Origin of the sequence: Xaviernesmea oryzae (assembly GCF_900109605.1) — a bacterium.
GTDB lineage: Bacteria > Pseudomonadota > Alphaproteobacteria > Rhizobiales > Rhizobiaceae > Xaviernesmea > Xaviernesmea oryzae.
The window spans coordinates 124,105-147,905 of record NZ_FOAM01000007.1; the positions used below are offsets into that span (position 1 = coordinate 124,105).

The window sequence follows — 23,801 nt, forward strand, 5'->3', positions numbered from 1 at the left end:
ACGCTGAAACGAGGATCGGCGTTGGGGCGGATTTCAAGGGAGGACTTCAGATGAAAAAGCTTGTTTTGACAGTCAGTTTGGTGAGCCTGCTGGCGCACGGCGCCTTCGCCAAGGACGTCCACGTCACCGTGGTTCATATGCAACAGAACCCCGGTGAGCTGAAGCTCATGGACGAGATGGCCCGCACCTACGAGGCATCGCATCCGGGCGTGAAGATCGACATTCGTAAGTTCGGCGATGACTACAAGACCACGCTGGCGACGTCGCTGCAGTCCAACGATCCGCCGTCGATCATCTATAGCTGGGGCGGCGGCGTGCTGACCGACCAGGTCAAGGCCGGTCTCTTGCGCTCGGTTGACGGCAAGATCTCCGCCGAGACCAAGGCTGCCGCCGGCACGGTGGGTGTCGACGCCTTCACCCGTGACGGCAAACTCTACGGCATCGCACAGAACGTCTCGCAGGTGGTCTTCTGGTACAATAAGGACCTGTTCAAGAAGTCTGGCGTCGATCCGGCGAGCATGGCGAGCTGGGACGGCTTTCTCGCCGGCGTTGCCAAGCTGAAGGAAGCTGGCATCACGCCGCTTGCCATGGGCTCCAAGGACAAGTGGCCTGCCGCCTTCTTCTGGGATTATCTGGCGATCCGCCTGGCCGGACGCAGCGGCATGGAGGCCGCCCGCGACGGCAAGAACGGTGGCTTTGCTGGCCCTGAATTCGTCAAGGCGGGCGAGGAGTTCCTGCGCCTTTCCAAGCTTGCGCCCTATCAGAAGGGCTTCGAGGCTGCCGGCTATCCCTCCGCGTCCGGCACCTTCGGAGATGGCAAGGCGGCGATGATCCTGATGGGCGACTGGAACTACCAGGAATCCAAGACCAACTCCTCCTCCGGCAAAGGGCTCTCGGACGAGCAGCTCGGCTTCTTCACCTTCCCGGCTGTCGCCAGCCAGAAGGGCACGGAGCGCGATACGCTCGGCGGGATCAATGGCTGGATCTTCTCCAAGGCGGCGCCCGACGAGGCGATCGACTTCATGGCCTGGTATCAGAAGCCGGAAAATATCAGCCAGTTCGCCAAGGCCGGCTATTACATTCCGATCAATCCCAAGGCGGCCGACAGCCTTGCCAATCCCTTCCTGAAGCAGATCGCGCAGAATATCAGCGCCTCGCCCTATCACGCGATCTTCTTCGACCAGAGCCTGGGCCTGAGCGCCGGCGGTGCCGTTAACGACGTATCGGCAGCGCTGACCTCGGAGGCGATTTCCGCCAAGCAGGCTGCCCAAGACGTCGAAGACGCCATGGCGCTTGATCGCTGAGATCCTCCCGGAGGGTGGTCGGTCCATGAGGGGCCGGCCACTCTTTCCTTCGTAATTCGAGTGATCCCATGACATCGTCCCTGTCTCGAAGCCCTGCGACCGCCTTTCGCGGTGCCGGCTTCAAGCTGCCGCGTGGCGCGGCGCTCGCCGTGCTGCTGCTTCCGGCCTTCGTGCTCTTTGCCGCCTTCGTGATCCTGCCGATCCTTCAGGCCTTCCGCTTCTCCTTCTTCAACTGGAATGGCTTTGGCGCACCAAGCGAATTCGTTGGTTTGAAGAACTATGCCACGCTGATCGAGCAGCGCCATTTCGCCACCGCGCTCACCAATACCGGCTTCATCATCGTCGTCTCGCTGTTCCTGCAGTTGCCCTTGGCGCTCTGGCTGGCGCTGGCGCTTTACAAGAGCACGCGGGTGGCGGCAGCGGTGCGCACCCTGTTCTTCCTGCCTTACATGCTGGCGGAAGTGGCCGCCGGCCTGATGTGGAATTTCGTCTATGACGGCAATTACGGCATCGCCCATCAGATCGGCGCTCTCCTCGGCATAGACGCACCCTTCGTGCTGGGCGATGCGACGCTGGTGATGCCGGCGATCGCCGTGGTGCTGGTGTGGAAATATTTCGGCTTCCACATGATGATCTATATCGCCGCCCTGCAGAACATTCCCGACGAGATGATCGAAGCCGCCCGTCTCGACGGGGCCAGCAAGTGGCGCATCGTGCGCCATGTCAAGCTGCCGATGATCCGCTCGGCCATTGCCGTCACCGCCTTTTTCGCCGTCACCGGCTCGCTGCAGCTGTTCGATCTGATCGTGCCGCTGACCAATGGCGGGCCGAACAATGCCAGCCTCACGATCGTCGGCTTTCTCTATCAGTTCGGCGTCACGCGCATGCGCGTCGGTTTTGGCAGTGCTGTCAGCATCGTGCTCTTCCTGATCTGCGTCGTCGTCGCGCTCGTCTATCAGCGCGCGCTCAAGCGGATGGAGGCCTGACATGGCGAAAACCGACACCAGGATCAACGCCGACTACGGGGTCTCGCCACTGCAATGGCTCGGCGTTGGGGTCATGGGGCTCTTCGTTCTGATCCCCTTCTACATCACCGTCTTCGGCGGCTTCAAAACCATCGGCGAATTACGCACACGCCCCTTCGCGCTGCCCGAACATTGGGACTTCACCTCCTTCCATGCCGTCATGGAAAGCGGGCCTTTCGGCCAGATGATGCTCAATTCATTGCTGATCTCGACCCTGACCGTCGCGCTGACGGTGCTGCTTGCGTCCATGGCGGCCTTTGCCCTTGTGCATATCCGCTTCTTCGGGCGGGACTATTTGGCCGCCTTCTTCACCGTCGGCCTGCTCTTTCCCGTAGCGACCGCCATTTTGCCGGTCTTCCTGCTCCTGCGCGATATCGACCTTCTGAACAGCGCCTGGGGCGTGATCCTGCCACAGGTCGCCTTTGGGCTCGCTTTCGCCATCATGCTGTTTCGCACCTTTTTTGCCGAGCTGCCGAAAGAGCTGATCGAGGCGGCGCGCATGGATCGCTGCGGTTATCTCGCCATCTACTGGTATGTGGTGCTGCCCCTGTCGCTGCCGATCATCGCCACGGTCGGCGTCTTCACCTTCATGACCAGCTGGAACAGCTATCTCCTGCCCTTGGTGACGCTGAGTTCGGTGGATCACTATACCTGGCCGCTCGGCATCCAGCAGTATCAGGGCGCCTATTCGACCGACTGGCCGAAGCTCCTGGCGCTTCTGACTTTGACGCTCGCGCCCGCAATCGTCTTCTTCCTTTTCGCACAACGCTACATCATCGCCGGCCTCACGGGCGGGGCGGTCAAGGGGTAACATCATGTCCAGCGTTTCCCTCATGAATATTGGCAAGCAGTTCGGTGCGCTGACCGTGCTGCCGGCCGTCGATCTGACCATTCCCGACGGCTCCTTCACCGTCATCGTCGGCCCGTCCGGCTGCGGCAAGTCGACCCTGCTGCGCATCATCGCCGGGCTGGATATGCCGACCGACGGGCAGATCCTGATCGACCGCAAGGATGTCACCTCGGTCGATCCGGCCGAGCGCGGCGTCGCCATGGTCTTCCAGTCCTATGCGCTCTATCCGCATATGACGGTGGCCGAGAATATCGGCTTTCCCTTGAAGATGGCCGGCGCGCCCAAGGCGGAGATCGAAAACCGGGTCGCCAAGGCGGCCGCGATCCTCAAGCTCGAGCCGCTCCTGGCGCGCAAGCCCAAGGCACTGTCCGGCGGGCAGCGCCAGCGCGTGGCCATCGGCCGGGCCATCGTGCGCGAGCCGGAGGTCTTCCTGTTCGACGAACCGCTCTCCAATCTCGACGCTGCCTTGCGCACGCAGATGCGCGTCGAACTTTCCGAGCTTCACCGTCAGCTTGGCGCGACGATGATCTATGTCACCCACGACCAGGTCGAGGCGATGACGATGGCGGACCAGATCGTCGTGATGAATGGCGGCCGGGTGGAGCAGGTCGGCGCGCCGATGGATCTCTACAACGAACCGGAAACGACCTTCGTCGCCGGCTTCCTCGGCGCCCCCAAGATGAATTTCCTGAAGGGTGAGATTGCCGCGCGCCATGGGGCGGAAGAGATCGGTATTCGCCCGGAACATCTGCGGCTATCGGCCGATGAGGGCGAGTGGCAGGCATCGGTCCGCCATTGCGAGCGGCTGGGCGCACAGACGGTCTATTACCTCGCGCTCGCCGATGGCCAGCAGATGGTCGCGGTCGATGACGGCGATTCCGCCTATGCGATCGGCGCCTCGGTGATGCTCGCGCCGCGCGCCGACAAGCTTCACCGCTTCGCAGACGGCCGTCGCCTCCGAAACTGAGCCAAAGCCTCAAGGCACAGGCTTCGCACACACTTTCTTGCTTGAGGACAGTTCGATGTCGCTTCCCTATAAGAACCCTGCTTTGGCCGTCGAAGCGCGCGTCCGCGACCTTCTCGCCCGTATGACGATCGACGAGAAGATCGCGCAGATGCACGCCTTCTGGCTGATGCTGTCGGAGGATGGCGAGCACATCGTGCGCAGCGATGAATTTACCGGTAGCAGCGATCCGCAGCGGCTGAAAACAGCGCTGGGTCATGGCCTCGGCCAGATCACTCGTCCCTTAGGCAGCCGGCCGGTCTCGCCGCTGTCGGGCGTGCGCGCGCTGAACAAGCTGCAGCATTTCCTCTGCGAGGAAACCCGGCTCGGCATTCCCGTGATGGCGCATGAGGAATGCCTGTCCGGCCTGATGGTGCAGGGCGGAACGCTCTTTCCTTCCGCGCTCGCCTTCGGGGCCACCTTCAATCCAGAGCTGATCGAAGCCGTGGGCCGCGCCATCGGGGAGGAAGCCCGCGCCGTCGGCTGCCGCCAGGGCCTGGCGCCGGTGCTCGACGTGGCGCGCGATGCGCGCTGGGGCCGCACGGAGGAGACCTTCGGCGAGGATCCCTATCTCGTCGGCGTCCTGGGGGCCGGCTATGTGCGCGGGCTGCAGGGCGAAAAGCGCGATCTGCTGGCGACGCTCAAGCATTTCGCCGGCCATTCGCTCTCCGAAGGCGGGCGCAATCATGCGCCTGTCAATCTCGGCTGGCGCGAGCTGAACGACACATTCCTGCTGCCATTCGAAATGGCGGTGCGGCTTGGCAATGCCGGCTCGGTCATGCCGGCCTATCATGACATCGACGGCGAACCCTGCCATTCCTCGCACCATCTGCTGACCAAGGTGCTGCGCGAGGATTGGGGCTTCGATGGGTTGATCGTCGCCGACTACATCGGCATCAGCCTGCTCTACAAACATCATGGCGTGGCCGCCGATCAGGCCGAGGCAGCGGCGCTCGCCTACAAGGCCGGGCTCGACGTGGAGCTTCCGGGCGACGACTGCGCCGCCCATCTGAAGGAGGCGCTGGAGCGCGGGCTGATCTCGATGGAAACGATCGATGCCGTCGTCACCCGCGTGATCACCGAAAAATTCCGCATCGGCCTGTTCGAAAACCCGTATGCGGAGGAAGGCGTCATTCGGCTGCGCACGCCCGAGACGCTCGACCTCGCCCGCAAGGTGGCGCGGGAAGCCGTGGTCATCCTCAAGAATGACGGAATCCTGCCGCTGGCAAAATCCAAGACCGTGGCCGTGATCGGTCCGACCGCCGACGATCCGCTGGCACTGCTGGGCGACTATTCGTTCCCCGTTCACCTGATCGTCAGCGAGCTGTCCGACAGCACGGACCAGATCGTGACGCTGCGGGCCGGGTTCGAGGCGGTGTTCGGCTCCGACAAGGTCGTCTATGCGAAGGGATGCCACATTCTCGAAAAGCGCCAGTTCGGCGCACCCGTCTTCCCCGGCGACGTGCCCGACAGCGCTGTGTTGAACCTGACATCACCCGTATCGACCAGCTTCGACCTGATCCCGGCGGCCGTCGCGGCCGCGAAGCGTGCCGATGTCGCCGTCGTCTGCGTCGGCGATCTCTCCGGCATCTTCCAGACCGGGACCGTGGGGGAGGGCTCCGATACCGATACGCTCGACCTGCCGGGCGTGCAGCAGGCGCTGCTGGAGGCCATCGTCGAGACCGGAACGCCTGTCATCGTCGTCCTCTCATCCGGCCGCCCCTATAATCTCGGCGGGCTTGAACACCGTGTGGCCGCCTATGTCATGTCCTTCTTCGGCGGCGAGCAAGGCGGCCATGCGCTGGTGGATGTCCTGACCGGAGCGGTCGAGCCGTCCGGCCGTCTTTCGCTCTCCATACCCCGCAGCGCCGGCGCCGCGCCTTATTTCTACAATCACAAATTCAAGAGCGCCGGTGCGCCGGTGGCGCGCCATTTCGGCAGCGATTTCCCCTTCGGTCACGGCCTGTCCTATACCAGCTTTGCCTATGAAAATCTCTCGCTCGGCGCGCCGGAGGTCGATCTGGCCACCGGCGAAATCATCGCGCGCTTCACCATTCGCAACACAGGCACGCGGAAAGGTACGGCGGTGCCGCAGCTTTACGTCCGCGATGTCAGGGCCAGCATCGTCAGGCCGCTGAAGGAACTCAAGGCGTTTGGCCGGGTCACGCTCGAGCCTGACGAAGATTCGCAGGTGACCTTCCATATTCCGACGGACATGCTCTCCTTTACCGGCCCGCATCACCGGCGCATCGTCGAACCCGGCGATGTGCAGATCATGGTCGGCCCGTCGAGCGCGGACCTGCCCTTGAGCGCGACGGTGCGCCTCAACGGTCCGACCAGGATCATTGGTGGAGACTGGCGAATGGTCTCAAGGACCGTCATAGAGCCGCGCGGTGCATGATCGGTATCGCTCGACGGGGCGTGATGCGCGCGCCGCGGTCGGGGATCCTCTTTGCCTGTGCGGAGAGGGTGTCCTGATCCCAGTGCCGGTCAAGCCCGCGGGCGGCTCGTGCTGACCATGTCACAACGGCGCCTATCAGGGGTGTTTGGTGTCTTACGCGGCGGGCTTTTGTGTCGCTGGTCGTGGATCCGTTTTCAGCCGCTCGCCCATCCGGTGCGAATTTGCAGACCTGTCGTTTGGTCTCGCTGGTGTTTGAGCCGGATCTCGTGGAGAAACATCCCGCAAGATTTCCGCCGGCCGACGTGGCGCCGGCGAGAGGAGGGGGCTTGTCAAGCGGGCCGGGAATGACGATGTGCTTGATGCCTGTGATCGACGCGCCCGAGACTGTCGGTCACCCCAATCGAGGACCCATTCCATGACCGATTCGAAGTTTCCGCCTGAGAACAATCTGCCGGCCGGATACGAGCCGCCAAGCGTATGGCGCTGGGAGCCGGGCAATGGCGGCCAGTTCGCTTCGATCAACCGGCCGATTGCCGGCCCGACACAGGAGAAAGCGCTGCCTGTCGGCCGGCATCCGCTCCAGCTTTATTCGCTGGGCACGCCCAATGGCGTGAAGGTGACCATCCTCTTGGAAGAGCTGCTGGCGGCGGGCCATACGGAGGCGGAATACGACGCCTGGCTGATCAATATCGGCAAGGGCGATCAGTTCGGCTCCGGCTTTGTCGAGGTCAACCCGAATTCGAAAATTCCGGCGCTGATGGATCATCGTCCCAAGGATGGCGGTGCGCCGCTGCGTCTGTTCGAGTCCGGCTCGATCCTCGTCTATCTTGCGGACAAGTTTGGCGCTTTCCTGCCGAGCGGTGTGCGCGAACGGGCGGAAGCGATGAACTGGCTGTTCTGGCAGATGGGCTCGGCGCCTTTCGTCGGCGGCGGCTTCGGGCATTTCTTCGCCTATGCGCCGGTCAAGATCCAATATGCGATCGACCGCTATGCCATGGAAGCCAAGCGGCAGATGGATGTGCTGAACCGGCAACTCGCCGACCATGAATTCGTGGCGGGCAGCGATTACACCATCGCCGATATGGCGATCTGGCCGTGGTATGGCCGCCTGGCGCTCAACGAGTCCTACCCCAATGCCGGCGAATTTCTGGCGACCCATGAATATGAGCATGTGGTGCGCTGGGCCAAGCAGCTGGGCGCGCGCCGCGCGGTCCAGCGTGGCGCGATGGTGAACCGCACCTCGGGCGAACCGTCCACCCAGCTGCACGAGCGCCATGACGCCGCCGATTTCGACACGAAGACCCAGGACAAGATCGGCTCGGGCGCCTGAGCCCTTTGCCCTGATGCTTGTTGAAGCGAAGCGCCTTTCCCGCGAAAGCGGGAAGGGCTTGCATCTGGGCAATGCGAGGTTAAACAGCAAATGCATGGCGGGCGAACGCCTGTTCACCCGATACGCGCAAGGCTGATGGAGACGCAGACATGGCCGTCCTGCCCGAGATGACGAAACATCGTGGCTTTCCCGGTGGCATGCCAGGCACGGGCATCCAGTTCACCATTCGCCGCGCCAATCCCAAAGGTGTTACGCCGCTCAAGGCCCTGCCGCGCAAGGCGCGGCCGGGCACGAAGGAGCACCGCATCGATGCCGCCTTCCTGCATGCCCTCTGGTATCATTTTGGCGCCGAACCCTTCGAGCGCGGCAATCTCGATGCCGCGCGGTTGAACCTGCTGTTCGGCCGCGAGGTCGTGGCGGTCGACAAGAGCTTCGATCCTTTGTCCTACGAGACCTTGCTGCAGATCAACGAGCGCGTGGCACGCCAGAACTTCCCCGAATCCTTCGAGCCGATTTTCGAGGTGTGATGGCGTTTCTGCGTCGCATTTTCCCCGAAAGCGGGTTTCCGCTTTTCGGTCCGAGGTCCTAGCCGAACCTGCGGATCTGCTTGCGGCTGTCCTCGATCTTCACGCTCTGCACGAGCTTTGCCAGCCAGTCGACGAAGACCCGGACCTTGTTCGAGAGGTGGCGGGTCTGGGGGTAGACGATATAGAGGGGCAGAGGCTCGCAGTGCCATTGCGGCAGAACCTCCACCAGTTCACCCTTTTCCAGTGCCTCGCGCACCATGAAGCATGGTGACTGCACGATACCGAGGCCAGAGATGGCCGCGTTAACATAAGAACGCGCGTCGTTCACCGAGACCACGTAACGAGGATTGATCTCGACCCTTTCTTCACCCTGCAGAAATTCGGGTGACATGACCCGCCCCGCGGTGGCGTTCAGGTAACCGACGGAAAAATGGTCGTTTTCCAGTTCCTTTGGATGGGTCGGCTCTCCGAATTTCTGGATGTAGGACGGCGCGGCATAGGCCTGCATCGTCATTTCCCCGACCTTGCGCGCGATCAGTGACTGGTCGGTTGGCGTGCCCGCACGCAAGGCGCAATCCACGTTTTCGGCTATATAATCGACGAGCCGGTCGCCGACGCCGATATCCAACCGGATCTGCGGGAACCGCTCGTAGAAATCGCAGAGGTTCGGCACGACCAGAAGATCGGCGAAGGCGCCCGCCATTTCCACGCGCAAGCGCCCGGACGGCTGGGTCTGCGAATTCGACATGCTGGCATCGAGTTCGTCGAGCTCGGACAGAATCTGCTGCGCCCGCTCGTAATAGAGCGCGCCGTCCGTCGTCACCATGACGCGGCGTGTGGTGCGGTTGAGCAGCGTCGTGCGCAGATGCGCTTCCAGGCTCTGCACCATGTTGGTCACCGTGGTCTTCGGCACGTCGAGTGCGGCAGCGGCCCGGGTGAAATTGCCCGTTTCCACCACGCGAACGAAGACGCGCATTGCTGACAGCTGATCCATGACAGGCCTCCATGCTGCGCTGCGATATTATCCATAAATCTGGAACAGTGATGTCGGTTATGCCGACTTGTGTAAGCTGCGCCGAACAATAATATCAAGTTCAGAGAAGAAGACAAGGTTGGCCCTCTTCGGGGCCGAAGCGAGTGACTGTGACGGAGCGCTGGGAAAATGTTGGAGTAAACGGTCCGCTGACGCCGCCTATTCCGATGCGGCTTTACGGAGAGATGTCGAAGGCCAAAGGCGCGCCGATCGTTCTCTATTTTCGCGGCGATGCCTTCCAGGGCAAGGCGATGATGCCAGCAGAACGGCTTGTCGGGACGGCACTCGTCGCCGCCGGCGCAACGGTAATCGAGGCGGACTATGCCAGAGGGTCCGACAATCGTTTTCCGCAGGCAATGGAACATGCCTTCATGGCGCTCGCCTATCTGAGCACCAAGCGAAAGCTTTACGGGGGCCTGACCAAATCGCCGCTGTTCGTCGCCGGCGACGAGGCGGGCGGCAATATCGCCGCCGGCGTCGCTCTCAAGGCGAGGGACGTGCTGCTGGGAGACCTGTCCGGGCAGATCCTGCTCTCGCCGATGATCGATCCGATGATGACGTCGGACTCGCTGCGAAAGGCTGATGAGGCTTCTCTCAGCGCGCGATGGGCGGAAGGCTGGAGCCACTATCTGGAGACCGCCTGCGGTTTTCAGCATCCTTATGCGGCCCCGTGCCTCTGTTCGCGGCTTTCGGGCGTGGCGCCGGCGCTGGTCGTGACATCGGAAGACGATCCGCTGCGTGACGAAGCAAGCGGCTATGCCGAAAGGCTCGCGACGTCGGGGGTGTCGGTCAGCAAGACGGTTTTGCCGGCCCAGTGCGGCTGGACCGGCATCTACAAGGGCGAAGAGGGAGAATGGATGGCCGCATTGCGCGGCGAGTTCATCCGCTTCGCGCAGCAATTGAGCGCTTGAACCTCGCTTCATCGGAAGCGGGAGATCGAGCCTCTCTCGACACGTTAAGGAGAGAACCCATGATATCGAGGATAAGGAACTGGGCCCTGTGGGGCGCCGGACTGAGCACGGCTGCGCTGATTGCAGGGGCCGCCGTTTATCTCGACCTGCCGCATGATGCCGTCGCTGCGCCCGCGCCGGCGGCGGCTCCGGCCGTTCCGGTGACGGTGGCGGTGGTCAACCCGCGCAATGTCACCACCTGGCAGGAGTTTTCCGGCCGGCTGGAAGCGGTCGACCGCGTCCAGATCCGCCCGCGCGTGGCCGGCGCCATCCAGTCGGTGCATTTCCGCGAAGGCGGCCTGGTGAAGGCTGGCGACCTTCTGGTGACCATCGACCCGGAACCCTACAAAGCCGAGGTTGCCCAGGCGGAAGGCCAGGTCGCTTCGGCCGAAGCCAAGCTGGCATTTGCCACCACCGAGCTGGAGCGCGGCAAGACCCTGTCGGCCAAGAACATCGTCTCGCAAAGCGATCTGACCCAGCGCCAGAGCGCAGCGCGCGAGGCGCTCGCCAATCTTCAGTCCGCCAAGGCGACCCTGAAGACGGCGCAGCTCAACCTCGACTATACGCAGATCCGCGCTCCGATCGCGGGACGTGTCGGTAAGTTAGAGATAACTGTCGGCAATCTCGTGGCCGCGGGCTCTCAGGCCGCGCCGCTGGTCACGCTGGTTTCGAGCGATCCGATCTATGCGAGCTTCGATGCCAGCGAAGAGCTGGTGGCGCAGACGCTTGCCGATCTGCCGGTCGAAAACGGCGTGCCGGCGATCGATCGCGTGCCGGTCGAGGTCAGCACCCTCGGCGCGGAGATGCCGGTGCGCGGCAAGTTGCAGCTGATCGATAACGAGGTGAATGCCGCCAGCGGCACGATCCGCGTTCGGGCTGTGTTCGACAATCCAGGCTCCAGGCTCATTCCCGGCCAGTTCGTGCGGGTGCGCATGGGCCAGCCTCAGGCCCAGGATCACCTGATGGTCAGCGAGAAAGCCGTCGGCACCGATCAGGACAAGAAGTTCGTCTTCGTGGTCGATGGTGAGAACAAGGTGGGATACCGGCAGGTGGAGCTGGGGTCCGCGGTCGATGGGCTTCGCATCGTCGAAAAGGGTTTGAACCCGGGCGACCGGATCGTCGTCAATGGCTTGCAGCGTATTCGTCCAGGCGCGGTGGTGGCGCCTCACGACGAAGCCGAGGTCGCCAACAAATAATGCGCTGACCGGCGCCGCCGGTCAGCCCTGAACCCCTGACAGCGCATGGACCGTGATCGCCTGCGGCCGCCCGGCCGCGGGACGGAGTTTCTGCGCCTTTGTTTGCCTCTGGAGAGAGGGTATCCGAGATGAATATTTCCCGCTTCTTCATCGACAGGCCGGTCTTTGCCGCCGTTCTGTCGATCCTCATCGTGGTTGCCGGCTTGATCGGCATGCGGTCGCTGCCGATTTCCGAATATCCCAATGTCGTGCCGCCTTCGATCGTCGTGCGCGCCACCTATCCCGGCGCCAATCCGACGGTGATTGCCGAAACGGTGGCAACGCCGTTGGAGGAACAGATCAACGGCGTCGAGGACATGCTCTACATGTCCAGCCAGGCGACGTCGGACGGCGTCTTGAACGTCACCGTCACGTTCAAGCTCGGCACCGATCCGGACAAGGCGCAGCAGCTCGTGCAGAACCGCGTCTCGCAGGCCGAGCCGCGCCTGCCGGCCGAAGTGCGTGCGCTCGGTCTGACGACCGTCAAGAGCTCGCCCGATTTCATCATGGTCGTCAACCTGGTCTCCGAGGCCGACCGCTACGACATCACCTATCTGCGCAATTATGCGACGCTGAACGTCAAGGACCGGCTGAACCGCGTCCAGGGCGTCGGTCAGGTGCAGGTCTTCGGTGCAGGCGACTATTCGATGCGTGTCTGGATCGATCCGCAAAAGGCCGCCGAGCATGGGCTTGCGGCCAGCGATGTGTCGAACGCCATCCGCAACCAGAACGTCCAGGCGGCGGCCGGCATCATTGGCGCTTCGCCGAGCCAGTCGGGCGTCGATCTGCAGCTGAACGTCAATGCGCAAGGACGCCTGCGCACGCCGGAAGAGTTCGGCAACATCATCGTCAAGAGCGGTGACCAGGGCGAAATCACCCGCCTGCGCGACGTGGCCCGTATCGAGCTGGGCGCCGCCGACTACACGCTGCGTTCGCTGCTCGACGGTCGTCCGGCGGTTGCCGTCGCCGTGCTCCAGGCGCCGGGGTCGAATGCGATCGAGATCGCCGACACCGTCAAGGCCACCATGGATCAGCTCCAGCTCGCCATGCCGCAGGGCATGAAATATGAGATCGTCTACGACACGACCAAATTCGTGCGCGCCTCGATCGAGAAGGTGATCGACACCCTGCTCGAAGCCATCGCGCTCGTCGTGCTCGTCGTCATCCTCTTCCTGCAGACCTGGCGCGCCTCGATCATTCCGCTGATCGCCGTGCCCGTGTCGATCATCGGCACCTTCGCGGTGATGTACGCCTTCGGTTTCTCGATCAATGCGCTGACATTGTTCGGGCTGGTCCTGGCGATCGGCATCGTCGTCGATGACGCGATCGTCGTCGTGGAAAATGTCGAACGCAACATCGAAAACGGTCTCAGCCCTCGGGATGCGACCTACAAGGCCATGAAGGAAGTCTCCGGCCCGATCATCGCGATCGCGCTGGTGCTGGTCGCCGTCTTCGTGCCGCTCGCCTTCATCAGCGGCTTGTCGGGACAGTTCTACCGTCAGTTCGCGCTCACCATCGCCATCTCGACCGTGATCTCGGCGCTGAACTCGCTGACCCTGTCGCCGGCGCTGGCCGCTCTGCTGCTGAAGGACCATCATGCCAAGAAGGACTGGCTCACCCGCTTCATGGATGCGATCTTCGGCTGGTTCTTCCGCGGCTTCAACCGCGCATTCGGAGCGGCGTCCAATGGCTATGGCCGCTCGGTCGGCGGGCTGCTGTCGCGCAAGAGCCTGGTCATGATCCTCTATCTGGCGCTGGTCGGCGCCACCTACAGCATGTTCCACACCGTGCCGAGCGGCTTCGTACCGGCGCAGGACAAGCAATATCTGATCGGTTTTGCCCAGCTGCCCGATGGGGCGACGCTGGACCGGACCGAAAGCGTGATCAAGCGGATGAGCGCCATTGCGCTGGAGCAGCCTGGCGTCGAACACGCCATCGCCTTCCCCGGCCTGTCGATCAACGGGTTCACCATCGGCTCGAATGCCGGCATCGTTTTTGCCGTGCTCGACGATTTCGAGAAACGCAAGACGCCGGAGCTTTCGGGCGGCGCAATTGCCATGGCGCTGAACCAGAAGTTCGCCGGTATCGAGGACGCTTATATCGCCATGTTCCCGCCGCCGCCGGTCAACGGCCTCGGCACGACGGGCGGCTTCAAGCTGCAGATCGAGGACCGCGCCGGCCTCGGCAATCAGACGCTCGACGAAGCGGCCAAGGCGGTTCTCGCCAAGGCCTACCAGACGCCCGAGCTGGCCGGCATCTTCTCGAGCTTCCAGATCAACGTGCCGCAGCTTTACGCCGATCTCGACCGTGCCAAAGCCGAACAGCTCGGCGTTTCTGTCACGGATGTCTTCGAAACGCTGCAGATCTATCTCGGCTCGCTCTATGTCAACGACTTCAATGCCTTCGGCCGAACCTACAGCGTCCGGGTGCAGGCGGATGCGAAGTTCCGCGCCAAGCCGGAAGATATCGGCCAGCTGAAGGTCCGCTCGCAATCCGGCCAGATGATCCCGCTTTCGGCTCTCCTGAAGGTCGACGCCCAGACCGGGCCGGAACGCACGACGCGCTATAACGGCTTTCTCGCCGCGGATATCAATGGCGGTCCTGCCCCCGGCTTTTCGTCGGGCCAAGCGCAGGAGGCGATAACCAAGATCCTCACCGACACGCTGCCATCCGGTATCGAGTTCGAATGGACGGATCTGACCTACCAGCAGATCCTGGCCGGCAATTCGAGCGTGGTCGTCTTCCCGCTAGCCCTGCTGCTCGTCTACCTGGTGCTGGCGGCGCAGTATGAAAGCCTCGTCCTGCCGCTGGCGATCATCATGATCGTGCCGATGGGCGTGCTGGCGGCGCTGACGGGGGTCTGGCTGACCGGAGGCGACAACAACATCTTCACGCAGATCGGCCTGGTGGTGCTGGTGGGGCTCTCGGCGAAGAATGCGATCCTGATCGTAGAGTTCGCCCGCGAGCTGGAATTCGAAGGGCGCACGCCCTTCCAGGCGGCCGTCGAGGCAAGCCGCTTGCGTCTGCGCCCGATCCTGATGACCTCCATGGCCTTCATCATGGGCGTGGTGCCGCTGGTGCTTTCGACCGGCGCCGGGGCGGAAATGCGCACCGCCATGGGCATCGCCGTCTTTTCCGGCATGATCGGGGTGACCTTCTTCGGCATCTTCATGACCCCGGTCTTCTACATGCTCGCCCGCTTGCTGACCGGCAGCCGCCCCTTGCGGCAGCACGGTGCGGAGGCCGCCGCTCCGGCTCTCTCTCCAGCGGAGTAGGCTGGCCTCCAGTCGCGCGGGCTCTTCCACCGGAGCCCGCGCGGCGACCCCGTTTGGGGTTTGCCATTCGAGGTTGCCTGGGGCAGTTATCGCTCGGTCCGAGCGCGCCGCTGTTGTCTCAACCATGCATCACCCAAAAGGGTTTCGCGACGCGGACAGCAGACTTATCGTGACCGGCTTGCTGCCCGAGGGTCCGTTCTCCGTCTTGGCTTAGCGTGTTGCCTGAGACCTGACGCTCAGCTTGTTTCCATCGGGATCGCGGAGATAGGCGACAAAGGCGCCGTTGGGGCGCTCGTTGGGCGGGGTCTCGATCGAGGTGCCGCCATGTGCGGTGCCGGCCTCGTGCCAGGCGAGCACATGGGCCGGACTGTCGGCGGCGATGCCGATCGTACCGCCATTGGCATGGGTTGCCGGATTGCCGTCGATCGGCGTCGTGATCATCAGCCGGCCACCCTTGTGCAGATAGATGAGCCTGCCCCGCTCATCCATCTCCCCAACGTCGCCTCCCAGTGCCTTGAAGGTCGCGTCGTAGAACTGACGGGCCTGCTCCAGGTCGTTGCTGCCAATCATGATATGCGTGAACATGCTGGTTCCTCTTCGAACGTGTGCGCCGCTGCGGTGTCTATCATGACGGCATGCGCCACAATTTTGGAAGGGCGCTCCATACCTAAGCGCGCTCGACGCCGCAGGTCCGCGCAGCGTCAGTATTGCGTGAAATCTCCGGTTTCCGATTGCAGAAGCGTCAGCGGATAGCGCAGCGGATGATGCACGAGGGCCGTCATGTTGACCGGCCGGTTGCGGTCGTCAAACGCGATCTGATCGACCGTGAGCACGGCAGCGGGGGGCGACAATTGCAAGGTCGCCGCCTCGCTGTCGGTTGCGAGCCGGGCGCTGAGCGTCGTCTGCCCGCGTCTGGGAACGATGTGGTAGCGTTCGCGCAGCTCCTCATAGAGCGAGCGATTGCCCGTCTGCCAGTCGAGGTTCAGAAGGCCGGGCACGCGCACGGCCGGGATCCAGTCTGTCTGGATGACGACAGGGACCGCGTCGAGCAGGCGCAGCCGTGAAAGAAGCACCACTTCCGCGCCGGGACCGAGAAACAGAGGGCGGCTGATCTCGGGGGGCGCAGGCACCAGGCGGGCATCGAGCAGGTGCTGGCCGGGCGTACGACCATTGGCGAGCGCGATGCTGGTGAAGCTCTTGAGAACCTGCAGCTCGAAACTTCCGCCACGCTGGGTGACGTAAAGCCCCTTTCCCGGCTGGCTGTGCACCACGCCCTGCTGCATCAATTCGCGGATGGCATGGCGGATCGTAATGCGGCTGACGGCATAGAGATCCACCAGTTCGCGCTCGGAAGGCAGCTTGCCGCGCAGTGGCAGTCTGCCATTGTTGATCGCCGCCAGCAGCGCCTCATAGACCTGCTTGTGCAGTGGACGCGGATCGGCCCGGTCCACAGCACCCCGTGCCGCCACCCATGCGTCGTCTGCCTCGCGCACCGTCACGTCCGTTCTTCCTCGGCCCACGTCCCGTCCCCGCAACCCTTACCTAAAATTCCTGACTCTGTCAGTTGACATGACTGGTCATAACCAGCTTCATTGCCTTCAAGCGAACCGAAGAGTTCCGCAGACGTCAGATCTATCATAATTGAGGGAACGATCATGTCTTGGAAGAGCCTTGCCACTATTGCTGTATCCGCCGTTCTTTGGAGCGGAGCGGCTCATGCGGAAACGATTTCCGTCTTCTGCGCGCCGACGGAGTTCGAACTGTGCAGCAGCGTTGCCGATGCCTGGAAGGAGAAGACGGGCAACGAAGCGAAAATCAACAAGATGCCCGCCTTGCTGGATGACGCCATTCCGATCTACCAGCAGCTGCTCGCAGCGAAATCGACCGATATCGACGTGCTGTTTCTCGATGTCATCTGGCTCGGCATGTTCAAGAATGGCCTGCTCGACCTGAAGACCGCCATTCCGCAAGCCGATCAGGACAAGCATTTCGCCTCCACGCTGAATGCCGCGAAGCTGGATGGAAATCTGGTTGCCATGCCCGCCTACATGGATGTCGGGCTGATGTTCTACCGCAAGGATCTTCTGGAAAAATACGGCAAGCCGCAACCCAAGACTTGGGACGAACTGGCCGCCACGGCCAAGGAGATCCAGGACAAGGAACGCGCCGCCGGCAAAGGCGAAATGTGGGGCTATGTCTGGCAGGCAAAGAGCTATGAAGGCCTGACCTGCGACGCCATCGAACTGATCGCCTCAAACGGCGGCGGCACGATCATTGCCGACGACGGCAAGGTGACGATCGACAATCCCAAGGCGGCCGAGGCAATCGAAAAGGCCAAGGGCTGGATCGGCACGATCAGCCCTGAGGGCACGCTCAATTACGATGAGGAAGCCTCCCGCGCGGTGTTCGAATCCGGCAATGCCGTTTTCCATCGCAACTGGCCCTATGTCTGGGGCTCCTCGCACAAGGAAGGCAGCGCCGTCATCGACAAGGTCGGCGTGATGCCGCTGCCGGTCGGCAGCATCGGCCAGAAGTCCAGCGGCTGCCTGGGTCCGATGTATTACGGCGTATCCAAATACAGCGCCAAGCCGAACGTCGCGGCCGATTTCGTCAACTTCATCACCGGCCCCGACATGCAGAAGAAGCGGGCGCTGAAGGATGCCGTCAATCCATCCATCCCGGCGCTTTACAACGATGCCGAGGTGCTGGCGACCATTCCCTTCCTGAAGGACAACCAGCAGGCCTTTGCCGACAGTGCGGTGCGTCCGTCCGGCTATACCGGTACCAGCTACAACCGCGTGTCCCAGGCCTTCTACCGGTCGGTTCACGACATGCTCTCGGGAAGCGGCGACATCAAGTCGGGGTTGAAGACCCTGGCGGCACGGCTGGAAAAGCTGAAAGAAAGCCGTTGAACCTGGCCTGATCGCAGGCCGCCGGTCTTCTGCGGCAGGAGACCGGCGGCCGTGCTCCGCCTCGACGCGTCGCGCCGCCGGCCAGAGAGGCGTGCCCTGTATCGTCCCAAGCCCAGGTGAACAATGGCATCGGTTTCCCTTCAGTCCGTGTCGAAGAATTTCGGCACCCACGCGGTTATTCATGCCGTCGATCTGCAGATCGAAGACGGTGAATTCGTGGTTTTCGTCGGTCCCTCGGGATGCGGCAAATCCACCCTTTTGCGCATCGTCGCCGGCCTCGTCGCGCCCTCCAATGGCGTTGTGGCGATCGGCGGTGAAGACGTGACGGAGGTTCCTGCCTCACGCCGGGGCGTTGCCTTCGTCTTTCAGTCTTATGCGCTCTATCCGCATATGAGCGTGGCCCGCAATATCGGCTTTGCCCTGGAAACGCTGGGTCTGGCGAAGGATGTGGTCAACCAGAAGGTCCTGGCCGTCGCGCGCATGCTCAAGGTCGACCATCTCATGGATCGCCGGCCCCGCGAGTTGTCCGGCGGCCAGCGCCAGCGCGTGGCGATCGGCAGGGCGCTGGTGCGCCAGCCCGAGATCTTCCTCTTCGACGAGCCCCTGTCCAACCTTGATTCCGACCTGCGCATGGAGATGCGCCTGGAAATCGCCAGGCTGCACAAGGACGTCAAGACAACGATGATCTATGTCACCCATGACCAGTCCGAAGCGATGACGCTTGCCGACCGGATCGTCGTTCTGAACCAAGGGCGGATCGAGCAGGTCGGAACGCCGCGAGAGCTCTATCACGCCCCGGACAATCGCTTCGTCGCAGGCTTCATCGGCAGCCCCCGCATGAACTTCATGTCTGTCTCCTCGCATATGGCAGCCGATGGACCGCAGATCGCAGGGGCGGGGCATCTCATCCTGGCGCTCGATGCCAGCGCCGATGAAACCCCCGTGGCCGAGATCGGCATCCGTCCGGAAAATCTGCGTCTGGTGGACCAAGAGGAAGGGCGTATCCGCTGCATTCTGGAGCGCGTCGAGGATCTGGGCCATGAGCATTTCGGCTATTGCCGGATCAGCGACGACACGGTCTGGGTCATTCGGCTGCCGCAGGCCCCTTTGCCTGACAGGATCGGCAAGCCGGCGGGACTGGATTTTCCCGCCTCGGCGGTCTTTGCCTTTGCCGCCGATGGCCGGCGCATTCTTTCTGCCGGGCTGAAAGACCAGGCCGGGGAGGCTTCCCTGCCATGAGCGCCAAACTTGCTCGCCGCGATCACCGGGCGGCCTGGCTCTTTCTTCTGCCGGTGACTGCCGTCATCCTGCTGGTTGCCGTCTGGCCGCTCGCTCGAACCTTCTATTTCTCCTTCACCAATGCTTATCTCGATGACCCCTCGGCCTATTCGATCGTCGGCTTCGACAATTTCATCGAGGTGGTGACGGATCATAGCTGGTGGATCGCGGTCAAGAACACGCTGGTCTTCACCGTGATTTCGGTCGCCATCGAAACGGTTCTCGGCCTGGCGATCGCCTTGCTGTTGAACTCGGCCATTCCCGGACGCGGGCTGGCGCGCGCCGCCATTCTGGTGCCCTGGGCCATTCCCGTGGTGGTCGCCACCAAAATGTGGGAATGGATGCTCAACGATCAGTTCGGCGTCATCAACAAGATCTTGTCCGGGCTCGGCCTCGTCGATCACGGCATTGCCTGGACTGCCAGCAGCTCGCTGATCATGGGCGTGGTGATCTTCGTCGATGTCTGGATGACGACGCCCTTCATGGTGCTGCTGATCCTGGCCGGATTGCAGCTGATTTCGCCGGAGATTTTCGAAGCGGCTGAGGTCGACGGCATACCGGCCTGGAAACGCTTCTGGTCGATCACGCTGCCCATGCTGCGTCCGGCTATCGGCGTTGCCGTGCTGTTTCGCGTTCTGGATGCCCTGCGTATGTTCGATCTGGCCTATGTGCTCGCCGCCAGCAATGAAAACGTCATGACGGTGTCGATCTATGCACGCGACAGGCTGATCAGCTTCCAGGAGCTCGGTGTCGGCTCGGCGGCCTCGACCTGGGTCTTCCTGCTGGTCGCGCTGGTGGCCATCATCATCATCGGGGTCCTGCGACTCGACAGGGCGACGGGGGCCTGAGCCATGCAAAACGCCATTGTGCAACGATCACCGCGCAGGCTTTCGTCCTTGTACCGGACGAAACGGCGGATCGTACGCGGTCTGCAGATTTTCGCGCTGCTGCTCGTGCTGGTCTACACGCTCTTTCCCTATTACTGGGCTTTCGTCTCCTCCACCAAGCAGGGCGCTGCGCTTTATCGTTCGGCGCTGCTGCCGGCGCTGGATTTCACCTATTACCGGCAGCTGATCGACAATCCCATTTTCATGGGGTCGCTCGTCAATTCGGCCTATGTCGCAGTGTCCACGACATTTCTATCTCTCGTGATCGGCGTCTCGGCGGCTTACGCCCTCGGCCGGATCGACTTTCCGCAGCGCCGCGCCATGCTGATGATCGTGCTGATGATCTCGATCTTCCCGCAGGTCGTCGTCCTGTCGGGCCTGTTCGAGCTCATCAACTGGATGGGCCTCTTCAACCGGCCGAGCGCGCTGATCCTCACCTATCTGCTGTCGACCGTGCCGTTTACGACATGGATCCTCACCACCTTCATCCGAGAATTTCCGCGTGAGCTGGAAGAGGCCGCCATCATCGACGGCTGCTCGCATTTCCGTATTCTGACCCGGATTCTGCTGCCCTTGATGGGCCCGTCTCTGGCAAGCACCGGCATTCTCGCCTTCATTCTCGCCTGGAACGAATTCCTGTTCGCGCTGACATTCACGCTGACGGATGAAAACCGCACCGTGCCGGTGGCCATCGGTCTGATTGCCGGCACCAGCCGATTTGAATATCCCTTCGGGCAGATCATGGCGGCCTCCGTCACCGTGACCCTGCCTCTTATCGCCGTCGTGCTTGTGTTCCAGCGTCGCATCGTCGCCGGGCTCACCGCCGGTGCCGTGAAGGGCTGAAGACAAAGGAACAGACCATGGATATGCTCGTCAAACTTTACGACTTGAAACGCGATCCGGCCCTGGACAGCCGCATGGCGCAGCAGGGGGTCACGATCCGGCGGGTACTGGCGCCCGAACTGCCGGCGCTGACGGCGTGGATCCAGCCCCGCTTCGGCGCCGGCTGGGCGGCGGAAGCCACCGTTGCAACCATGCGCCAGCCAACCACCTGTTTCATCGCCGTCAAGAACGAGACGCTGATCGGCTTTGCCTGCCATGAGGCGACCGCCAAGGGCTTCTTCGGCCCGACCGGTGTCGATCAGACCGCGCGCGGACAGGGCGTCGGCCAGGCTCTGCTGCTCGAAACGCTGCTCGATATGCATGCTCAAGGCTATGCCTATGGGGTCATCGGCGGGGCGGGTCCGATGGAGTTCTATCGCCGAAGCGTCGGCGCCATTCCGATCGAGGGGTCGGTCCCTGGCATCTATCGCGGGATGTTGCCCCTGGCGCAGCCGACCGAAATATCCGGCTGATCCCGCGCGGAGTGATGTTCTTAGGCGCTGTGGAACACGGCCGTCTGGCGAAGGCCTCGCTCCCTCGCCACCCTGTGGCGTGCGGCATCCAGGGTCAGTGGGCGGTCGAAGAGATAGCCCTGACCCAGGACAGAGCCGGCCTCGCGGACGAGGTCGAGTTGTTCCTGCGTCTCCACCCCTTCGGCCACGACTAAGAGATCCATCTGGCGCCCGAGATCGCCAATGGCTCTGACGATCTTGGCGCTATCGCTGTTCTTGTCGCCGATCTGGCGCAGGAAGGATTGGTCGATCTTGAGCTTGTCGAAGGGAAAGCGCCGGAGATAGCTGAGGGAGGCGTATCCCGTGCCGAAATCGTCGAGGGCGATGCGGCAGCCCAGCCGCTTCAATGCGTGCAGGACCGAAAGCGCTGAGGTGTCATTGTCGATCAGCGTGCTTTCGGTGATCTCGATCACCAGCCGGCGCGGGTTGACGGCGTGGGCGGCGATGCTGTCGGTCACCACGGCGATCAACGACATGTCGGTCAGTTGCCGCGCCGAGACGTTGACGGAAATGAACAGGTCCTCTGGCCATTGCGCGGCAGCGCGGCAGGCCTGTTCGATCACCCAGGCGCCGATCGCTTCGATCTGCCCGCTCTTTTCCGCGAGATCGATGAATTCGCTAGGCGGCACCAGATCCAGCTCCGGATGGTGCCATCGCAGCAGGGCTTCGAAGCCGCTGGTGTTTCCACTGACGGTGCAGACGATGGGCTGGAAGAGCAGGAACAGCTCGTTGCGGCGAATGGCACCGCGCAGATCGTTCATCAGTCGCTGACGGCGCAGGAGGTCGTCGCGCATCGAGGGGACAAAGACCCGATATTGGCCGCGGCCTTCCGATTTTGCCCGATAGAGCGCGAGATCGGCATGGTTGAACAGCATGGACCGTTCCGCCGCGCCGCTGCCGATGCACATGCCGATCGTCACGCTGACATCGATCTCACGCTCGTCGACGATCACGCTCTCCGTCATCGACTGGATGATCATGTCCGCCGCGCGCCGGCTGCGTTCCTCCGCGTCGCGTCCGCAATAAAGGAGCGCGAATTCATCGCCGCCGATGCGCGCAATCGCCGTGGCATCAGGTGCACAAATCGTCAGGCGCTCGGCAAGCTTGGCGAGCAGAAGATCACCGACATCATGGCCGAGCGTGTCGTTGAGCGCCTTGAAGTGGTCGACATCGACGAGGAGGACGCCCATCACATCGTCCTTGGCCCCGGTTACAGCGGCATTAAAGCCGAGACGGTTGGCAAGGCCCGTGAGATTGTCCAGACGCACGACGGCATCCAGCTTGCGATTCTGATGCGATACAAAAGCAACGAGAACCGCACCGAAGAGAACCAGCGCCAGGATCACGATGCAAAGCGCGGCAAAGATATATTGTAGGTGAACCTGATTTTCGAGGACGATGTCGCCGCTTTGCGAATGGGCGCGCGATGCAATGCGCAGGCAGGGTGAGATCAGGGGGGCGATCCCCTGCAGGACCGCGCGTGCGGCATCCGGCTGTGGACGAGCGCCGAAGCCGTCCGGGATGCTGGCCAGCAAAGCCTGCAATCTGGCCACGAAGGCTTTATGCTCGGCATCGCGGATATCCTCGCGCGCCGCGCTGATCTGCGAGCGGTTCTTCAGGATGTTCAGCCGCAAATCGATTGGCCTTGCATCCCCGCTGACCAGGAAGTCCTGCACGACGGACTGAAATCGCAAGAGCTCGATTGCCGTCTGCGACAGGTCAAAGGCGTCGTTGTAGCGCGAGGCCTTCATGATCCGCTCTTGATATTGAACGGCAAGCAGCGAGCAGATGATGGCCGAAACGGCCAGCGCGGCCGTGATCAGGACCAGGGGCACACGGATCTGTCGCAGGGGTCCGGGCAGCTCGCTCGACGCGCGGACAATCATTCGACAATATCGATTTCGGTCAGCTGCCAGACCGCGCGGCTGTAATAGGACTGGTGCTGGAGCTCGCTGCGCGCGTCGAAGGGAAAGATCAGGAAGACTGGGCCCTTGTCGCTGATGGGGAGCGGCACGCCATTCTGACGGGTCGCGAGCAGCGCATCTCCAGCCAGCAGGTCGCTCACCTCCGCGTCCACGACATAGTCATTAAGCGCCACCAGGCGGATCTTTCGCGGTGAGACATGCGCCGCCTCGAAATAGGCGCTCAACGCAGTGCCCGAGAATTCGACCACACCCTTATGCCATGGCGTAGAGGTCTTGAACTTGCTCTGCGGAAGCGTATCGAGACTTGCCAGCGATTGCTCGCTCAGCACTTCGCCTTGCGGCCCGCGTAGGGAAAGGATGGGCGCATCCGCAGCGATGGCGCCTGCGTCCCCGGACCCGAACCCTGCGGCAAGCGCACAGCCAAGCACAAACGTTCTGCGGTCCAGCATGTCTTGTCTTTCAATGTTATTGG

General features: G+C 62.6%; 20 protein-coding genes. 15 read left to right on the forward strand and 5 right to left on the reverse strand.

Translation table 11 applies throughout. The annotated features are described in order from the left end of the window. Positions 1-50 precede the first annotated feature (50 nt). The 7 genes from BMX61_RS10840 (at position 51) to BMX61_RS10870 (ending at position 8,440) form a co-directional block, all read left to right on the forward strand. Complete coding sequence (locus BMX61_RS10840) at positions 51-1,304, forward strand: ABC transporter substrate-binding protein (RefSeq protein ID WP_075629806.1); 1,254 nt, start codon at positions 51-53, stop codon at positions 1,302-1,304. Between the two features lie 68 nt (positions 1,305-1,372). Continuing rightward, entirely contained in the window at positions 1,373-2,290 is a 918-nt protein-coding gene (locus BMX61_RS10845) for a carbohydrate ABC transporter permease (protein WP_075629805.1), read from the forward strand. A 1-nt stretch (position 2,291) separates the two neighbouring features. Beyond that, the gene (locus tag BMX61_RS10850; protein ID WP_075629804.1) at positions 2,292-3,140 is read left to right on the forward strand and encodes a carbohydrate ABC transporter permease; all 849 of its coding nucleotides are present in this window, start codon (positions 2,292-2,294) and stop codon (positions 3,138-3,140) included. Positions 3,141-3,144: 4 nt separating this feature from the next. Further along, a complete protein-coding gene (locus BMX61_RS10855) occupies positions 3,145-4,146 on the forward strand; it encodes an ABC transporter ATP-binding protein (protein WP_075629803.1) in 1,002 nt (333 codons plus the stop codon). Between the two features lie 55 nt (positions 4,147-4,201). Further along, entirely contained in the window at positions 4,202-6,583 is a 2,382-nt protein-coding gene (locus tag BMX61_RS10860; protein ID WP_075629802.1) for a glycoside hydrolase family 3 N-terminal domain-containing protein, read from the forward strand. 415 nt (positions 6,584-6,998) lie between these two features. After that, a complete protein-coding gene (gene yghU / locus BMX61_RS10865) occupies positions 6,999-7,913 on the forward strand; it encodes a glutathione-dependent disulfide-bond oxidoreductase (protein WP_075629801.1) in 915 nt (304 codons plus the stop codon). Positions 7,914-8,062: 149 nt separating this feature from the next. Beyond that, positions 8,063-8,440 (forward strand): hypothetical protein, encoded by a 378-nt coding sequence (locus tag BMX61_RS10870; RefSeq protein WP_075629800.1) that lies wholly within the window; start codon positions 8,063-8,065, stop codon positions 8,438-8,440. Between the two features lie 58 nt (positions 8,441-8,498). Here the strand turns inward: BMX61_RS10870 and BMX61_RS10875 are convergent, their stop codons facing one another. Beyond that, positions 8,499-9,434 (reverse strand): LysR family transcriptional regulator, encoded by a 936-nt coding sequence (locus BMX61_RS10875; protein ID WP_075629799.1) that lies wholly within the window; start codon positions 9,432-9,434, stop codon positions 8,499-8,501. A gap of 149 nt (positions 9,435-9,583) precedes the next feature. Here BMX61_RS10875 and BMX61_RS10880 point away from each other — a divergent pair, with 149 nt between their 5' ends. The 3 genes from BMX61_RS10880 to BMX61_RS10890 all read left to right on the forward strand — a co-directional run bounded on the left by BMX61_RS10880 (position 9,584) and on the right by BMX61_RS10890 (position 14,933). Then, a complete protein-coding gene (locus BMX61_RS10880; RefSeq protein WP_234794662.1) occupies positions 9,584-10,384 on the forward strand; it encodes an alpha/beta hydrolase fold domain-containing protein in 801 nt (266 codons plus the stop codon). 59 nt (positions 10,385-10,443) lie between these two features. Beyond that, positions 10,444-11,619 (forward strand): efflux RND transporter periplasmic adaptor subunit, encoded by a 1,176-nt coding sequence (locus BMX61_RS10885; protein ID WP_075629798.1) that lies wholly within the window; start codon positions 10,444-10,446, stop codon positions 11,617-11,619. A 128-nt stretch (positions 11,620-11,747) separates the two neighbouring features. Further along, positions 11,748-14,933, forward strand: coding sequence for an efflux RND transporter permease subunit (locus tag BMX61_RS10890; RefSeq protein ID WP_075629797.1), 3,186 nt, complete (start codon positions 11,748-11,750; stop codon positions 14,931-14,933). 210 nt (positions 14,934-15,143) lie between these two features. On the opposite strand, the gene BMX61_RS10895 is transcribed toward BMX61_RS10890, so the two are convergent. Together BMX61_RS10895 and BMX61_RS10900 are read right to left on the reverse strand one after the other, a co-directional pair. Further along, the gene (locus BMX61_RS10895; protein ID WP_075629796.1) at positions 15,144-15,518 is read right to left on the reverse strand and encodes a VOC family protein; all 375 of its coding nucleotides are present in this window, start codon (positions 15,516-15,518) and stop codon (positions 15,144-15,146) included. Between the two features lie 116 nt (positions 15,519-15,634). Further along, positions 15,635-16,432 (reverse strand): GntR family transcriptional regulator, encoded by a 798-nt coding sequence (locus tag BMX61_RS10900; RefSeq protein ID WP_324610618.1) that lies wholly within the window; start codon positions 16,430-16,432, stop codon positions 15,635-15,637. A 156-nt stretch (positions 16,433-16,588) separates the two neighbouring features. Here BMX61_RS10900 and BMX61_RS10905 point away from each other — a divergent pair, with 156 nt between their 5' ends. The 5 genes from BMX61_RS10905 to BMX61_RS10925 all read left to right on the forward strand — a co-directional run bounded on the left by BMX61_RS10905 (position 16,589) and on the right by BMX61_RS10925 (position 21,365). Further along, positions 16,589-17,845, forward strand: a complete 1,257-nt coding sequence (locus BMX61_RS10905) for an ABC transporter substrate-binding protein (protein WP_075629795.1) — start codon at positions 16,589-16,591, stop codon at positions 17,843-17,845. Between the two features lie 123 nt (positions 17,846-17,968). Next, on the forward strand, positions 17,969-19,084 hold the full coding sequence (locus BMX61_RS10910) for an ABC transporter ATP-binding protein (RefSeq protein ID WP_075629794.1): 1,116 nt from the start codon (positions 17,969-17,971) through the stop codon (positions 19,082-19,084). After that, positions 19,081-19,971, forward strand: coding sequence for a carbohydrate ABC transporter permease (locus BMX61_RS10915; protein ID WP_075629793.1), 891 nt, complete (start codon positions 19,081-19,083; stop codon positions 19,969-19,971). The genes BMX61_RS10910 and BMX61_RS10915 overlap by 4 nt, the downstream gene beginning before the upstream one ends. Before the next feature lie 3 nt (positions 19,972-19,974). After that, positions 19,975-20,853, forward strand: coding sequence for a carbohydrate ABC transporter permease (locus BMX61_RS10920; protein ID WP_075629792.1), 879 nt, complete (start codon positions 19,975-19,977; stop codon positions 20,851-20,853). Positions 20,854-20,870: 17 nt separating this feature from the next. Beyond that, a complete protein-coding gene (locus BMX61_RS10925; RefSeq protein ID WP_075629791.1) occupies positions 20,871-21,365 on the forward strand; it encodes a GNAT family N-acetyltransferase in 495 nt (164 codons plus the stop codon). Between the two features lie 20 nt (positions 21,366-21,385). Here the strand turns inward: BMX61_RS10925 and BMX61_RS10930 are convergent, their stop codons facing one another. Then, positions 21,386-23,290: a putative bifunctional diguanylate cyclase/phosphodiesterase gene (locus BMX61_RS10930; RefSeq protein WP_075629790.1), complete on the reverse strand. Its 1,905-nt coding sequence runs from the start codon at positions 23,288-23,290 to the stop codon at positions 21,386-21,388. Further along, entirely contained in the window at positions 23,287-23,778 is a 492-nt protein-coding gene (locus BMX61_RS10935; RefSeq protein WP_075629789.1) for a putative pterin-binding protein, read from the reverse strand. The genes BMX61_RS10930 and BMX61_RS10935 overlap by 4 nt, the downstream gene beginning before the upstream one ends. Between the last annotated feature and the right edge of the window lie 23 nt (positions 23,779-23,801).

Bases quoted from the DNA above. Each gene is read 5' to 3' on its own strand.
- BMX61_RS10855 (WP_075629803.1), top strand. From the start codon at position 3,145: ATGTCCAGCGTTTCCCTCATGAATATTGGCAAGCAGTTCGGTGCGCTG.
- BMX61_RS10885 (WP_075629798.1), top strand. From the start codon at position 10,444: ATGATATCGAGGATAAGGAACTGGGCCCTGTGGGGCGCCGGACTGAGC.
- BMX61_RS10890 (WP_075629797.1), top strand. From the start codon at position 11,748: ATGAATATTTCCCGCTTCTTCATCGACAGGCCGGTCTTTGCCGCCGTT.
- BMX61_RS10895 (WP_075629796.1), bottom strand. From the start codon at position 15,518: ATGTTCACGCATATCATGATTGGCAGCAACGACCTGGAGCAGGCCCGT.
- BMX61_RS10845 (WP_075629805.1), top strand. From the start codon at position 1,373: ATGACATCGTCCCTGTCTCGAAGCCCTGCGACCGCCTTTCGCGGTGCC.
- BMX61_RS10860 (WP_075629802.1), top strand. From the start codon at position 4,202: ATGTCGCTTCCCTATAAGAACCCTGCTTTGGCCGTCGAAGCGCGCGTC.
- BMX61_RS10905 (WP_075629795.1), top strand. From the start codon at position 16,589: ATGTCTTGGAAGAGCCTTGCCACTATTGCTGTATCCGCCGTTCTTTGG.
- BMX61_RS10910 (WP_075629794.1), top strand. From the start codon at position 17,969: ATGGCATCGGTTTCCCTTCAGTCCGTGTCGAAGAATTTCGGCACCCAC.
- BMX61_RS10935 (WP_075629789.1), bottom strand. From the start codon at position 23,778: ATGCTGGACCGCAGAACGTTTGTGCTTGGCTGTGCGCTTGCCGCAGGG.
- BMX61_RS10930 (WP_075629790.1), bottom strand. From the start codon at position 23,290: ATGATTGTCCGCGCGTCGAGCGAGCTGCCCGGACCCCTGCGACAGATC.
- yghU (WP_075629801.1), top strand. From the start codon at position 6,999: ATGACCGATTCGAAGTTTCCGCCTGAGAACAATCTGCCGGCCGGATAC.
- BMX61_RS10840 (WP_075629806.1), top strand. From the start codon at position 51: ATGAAAAAGCTTGTTTTGACAGTCAGTTTGGTGAGCCTGCTGGCGCAC.
- BMX61_RS10875 (WP_075629799.1), bottom strand. From the start codon at position 9,434: ATGGATCAGCTGTCAGCAATGCGCGTCTTCGTTCGCGTGGTGGAAACG.
- BMX61_RS10850 (WP_075629804.1), top strand. From the start codon at position 2,292: ATGGCGAAAACCGACACCAGGATCAACGCCGACTACGGGGTCTCGCCA.
- BMX61_RS10920 (WP_075629792.1), top strand. From the start codon at position 19,975: ATGCAAAACGCCATTGTGCAACGATCACCGCGCAGGCTTTCGTCCTTG.
- BMX61_RS10870 (WP_075629800.1), top strand. From the start codon at position 8,063: ATGGCCGTCCTGCCCGAGATGACGAAACATCGTGGCTTTCCCGGTGGC.
- BMX61_RS10915 (WP_075629793.1), top strand. From the start codon at position 19,081: ATGAGCGCCAAACTTGCTCGCCGCGATCACCGGGCGGCCTGGCTCTTT.
- BMX61_RS10925 (WP_075629791.1), top strand. From the start codon at position 20,871: ATGGATATGCTCGTCAAACTTTACGACTTGAAACGCGATCCGGCCCTG.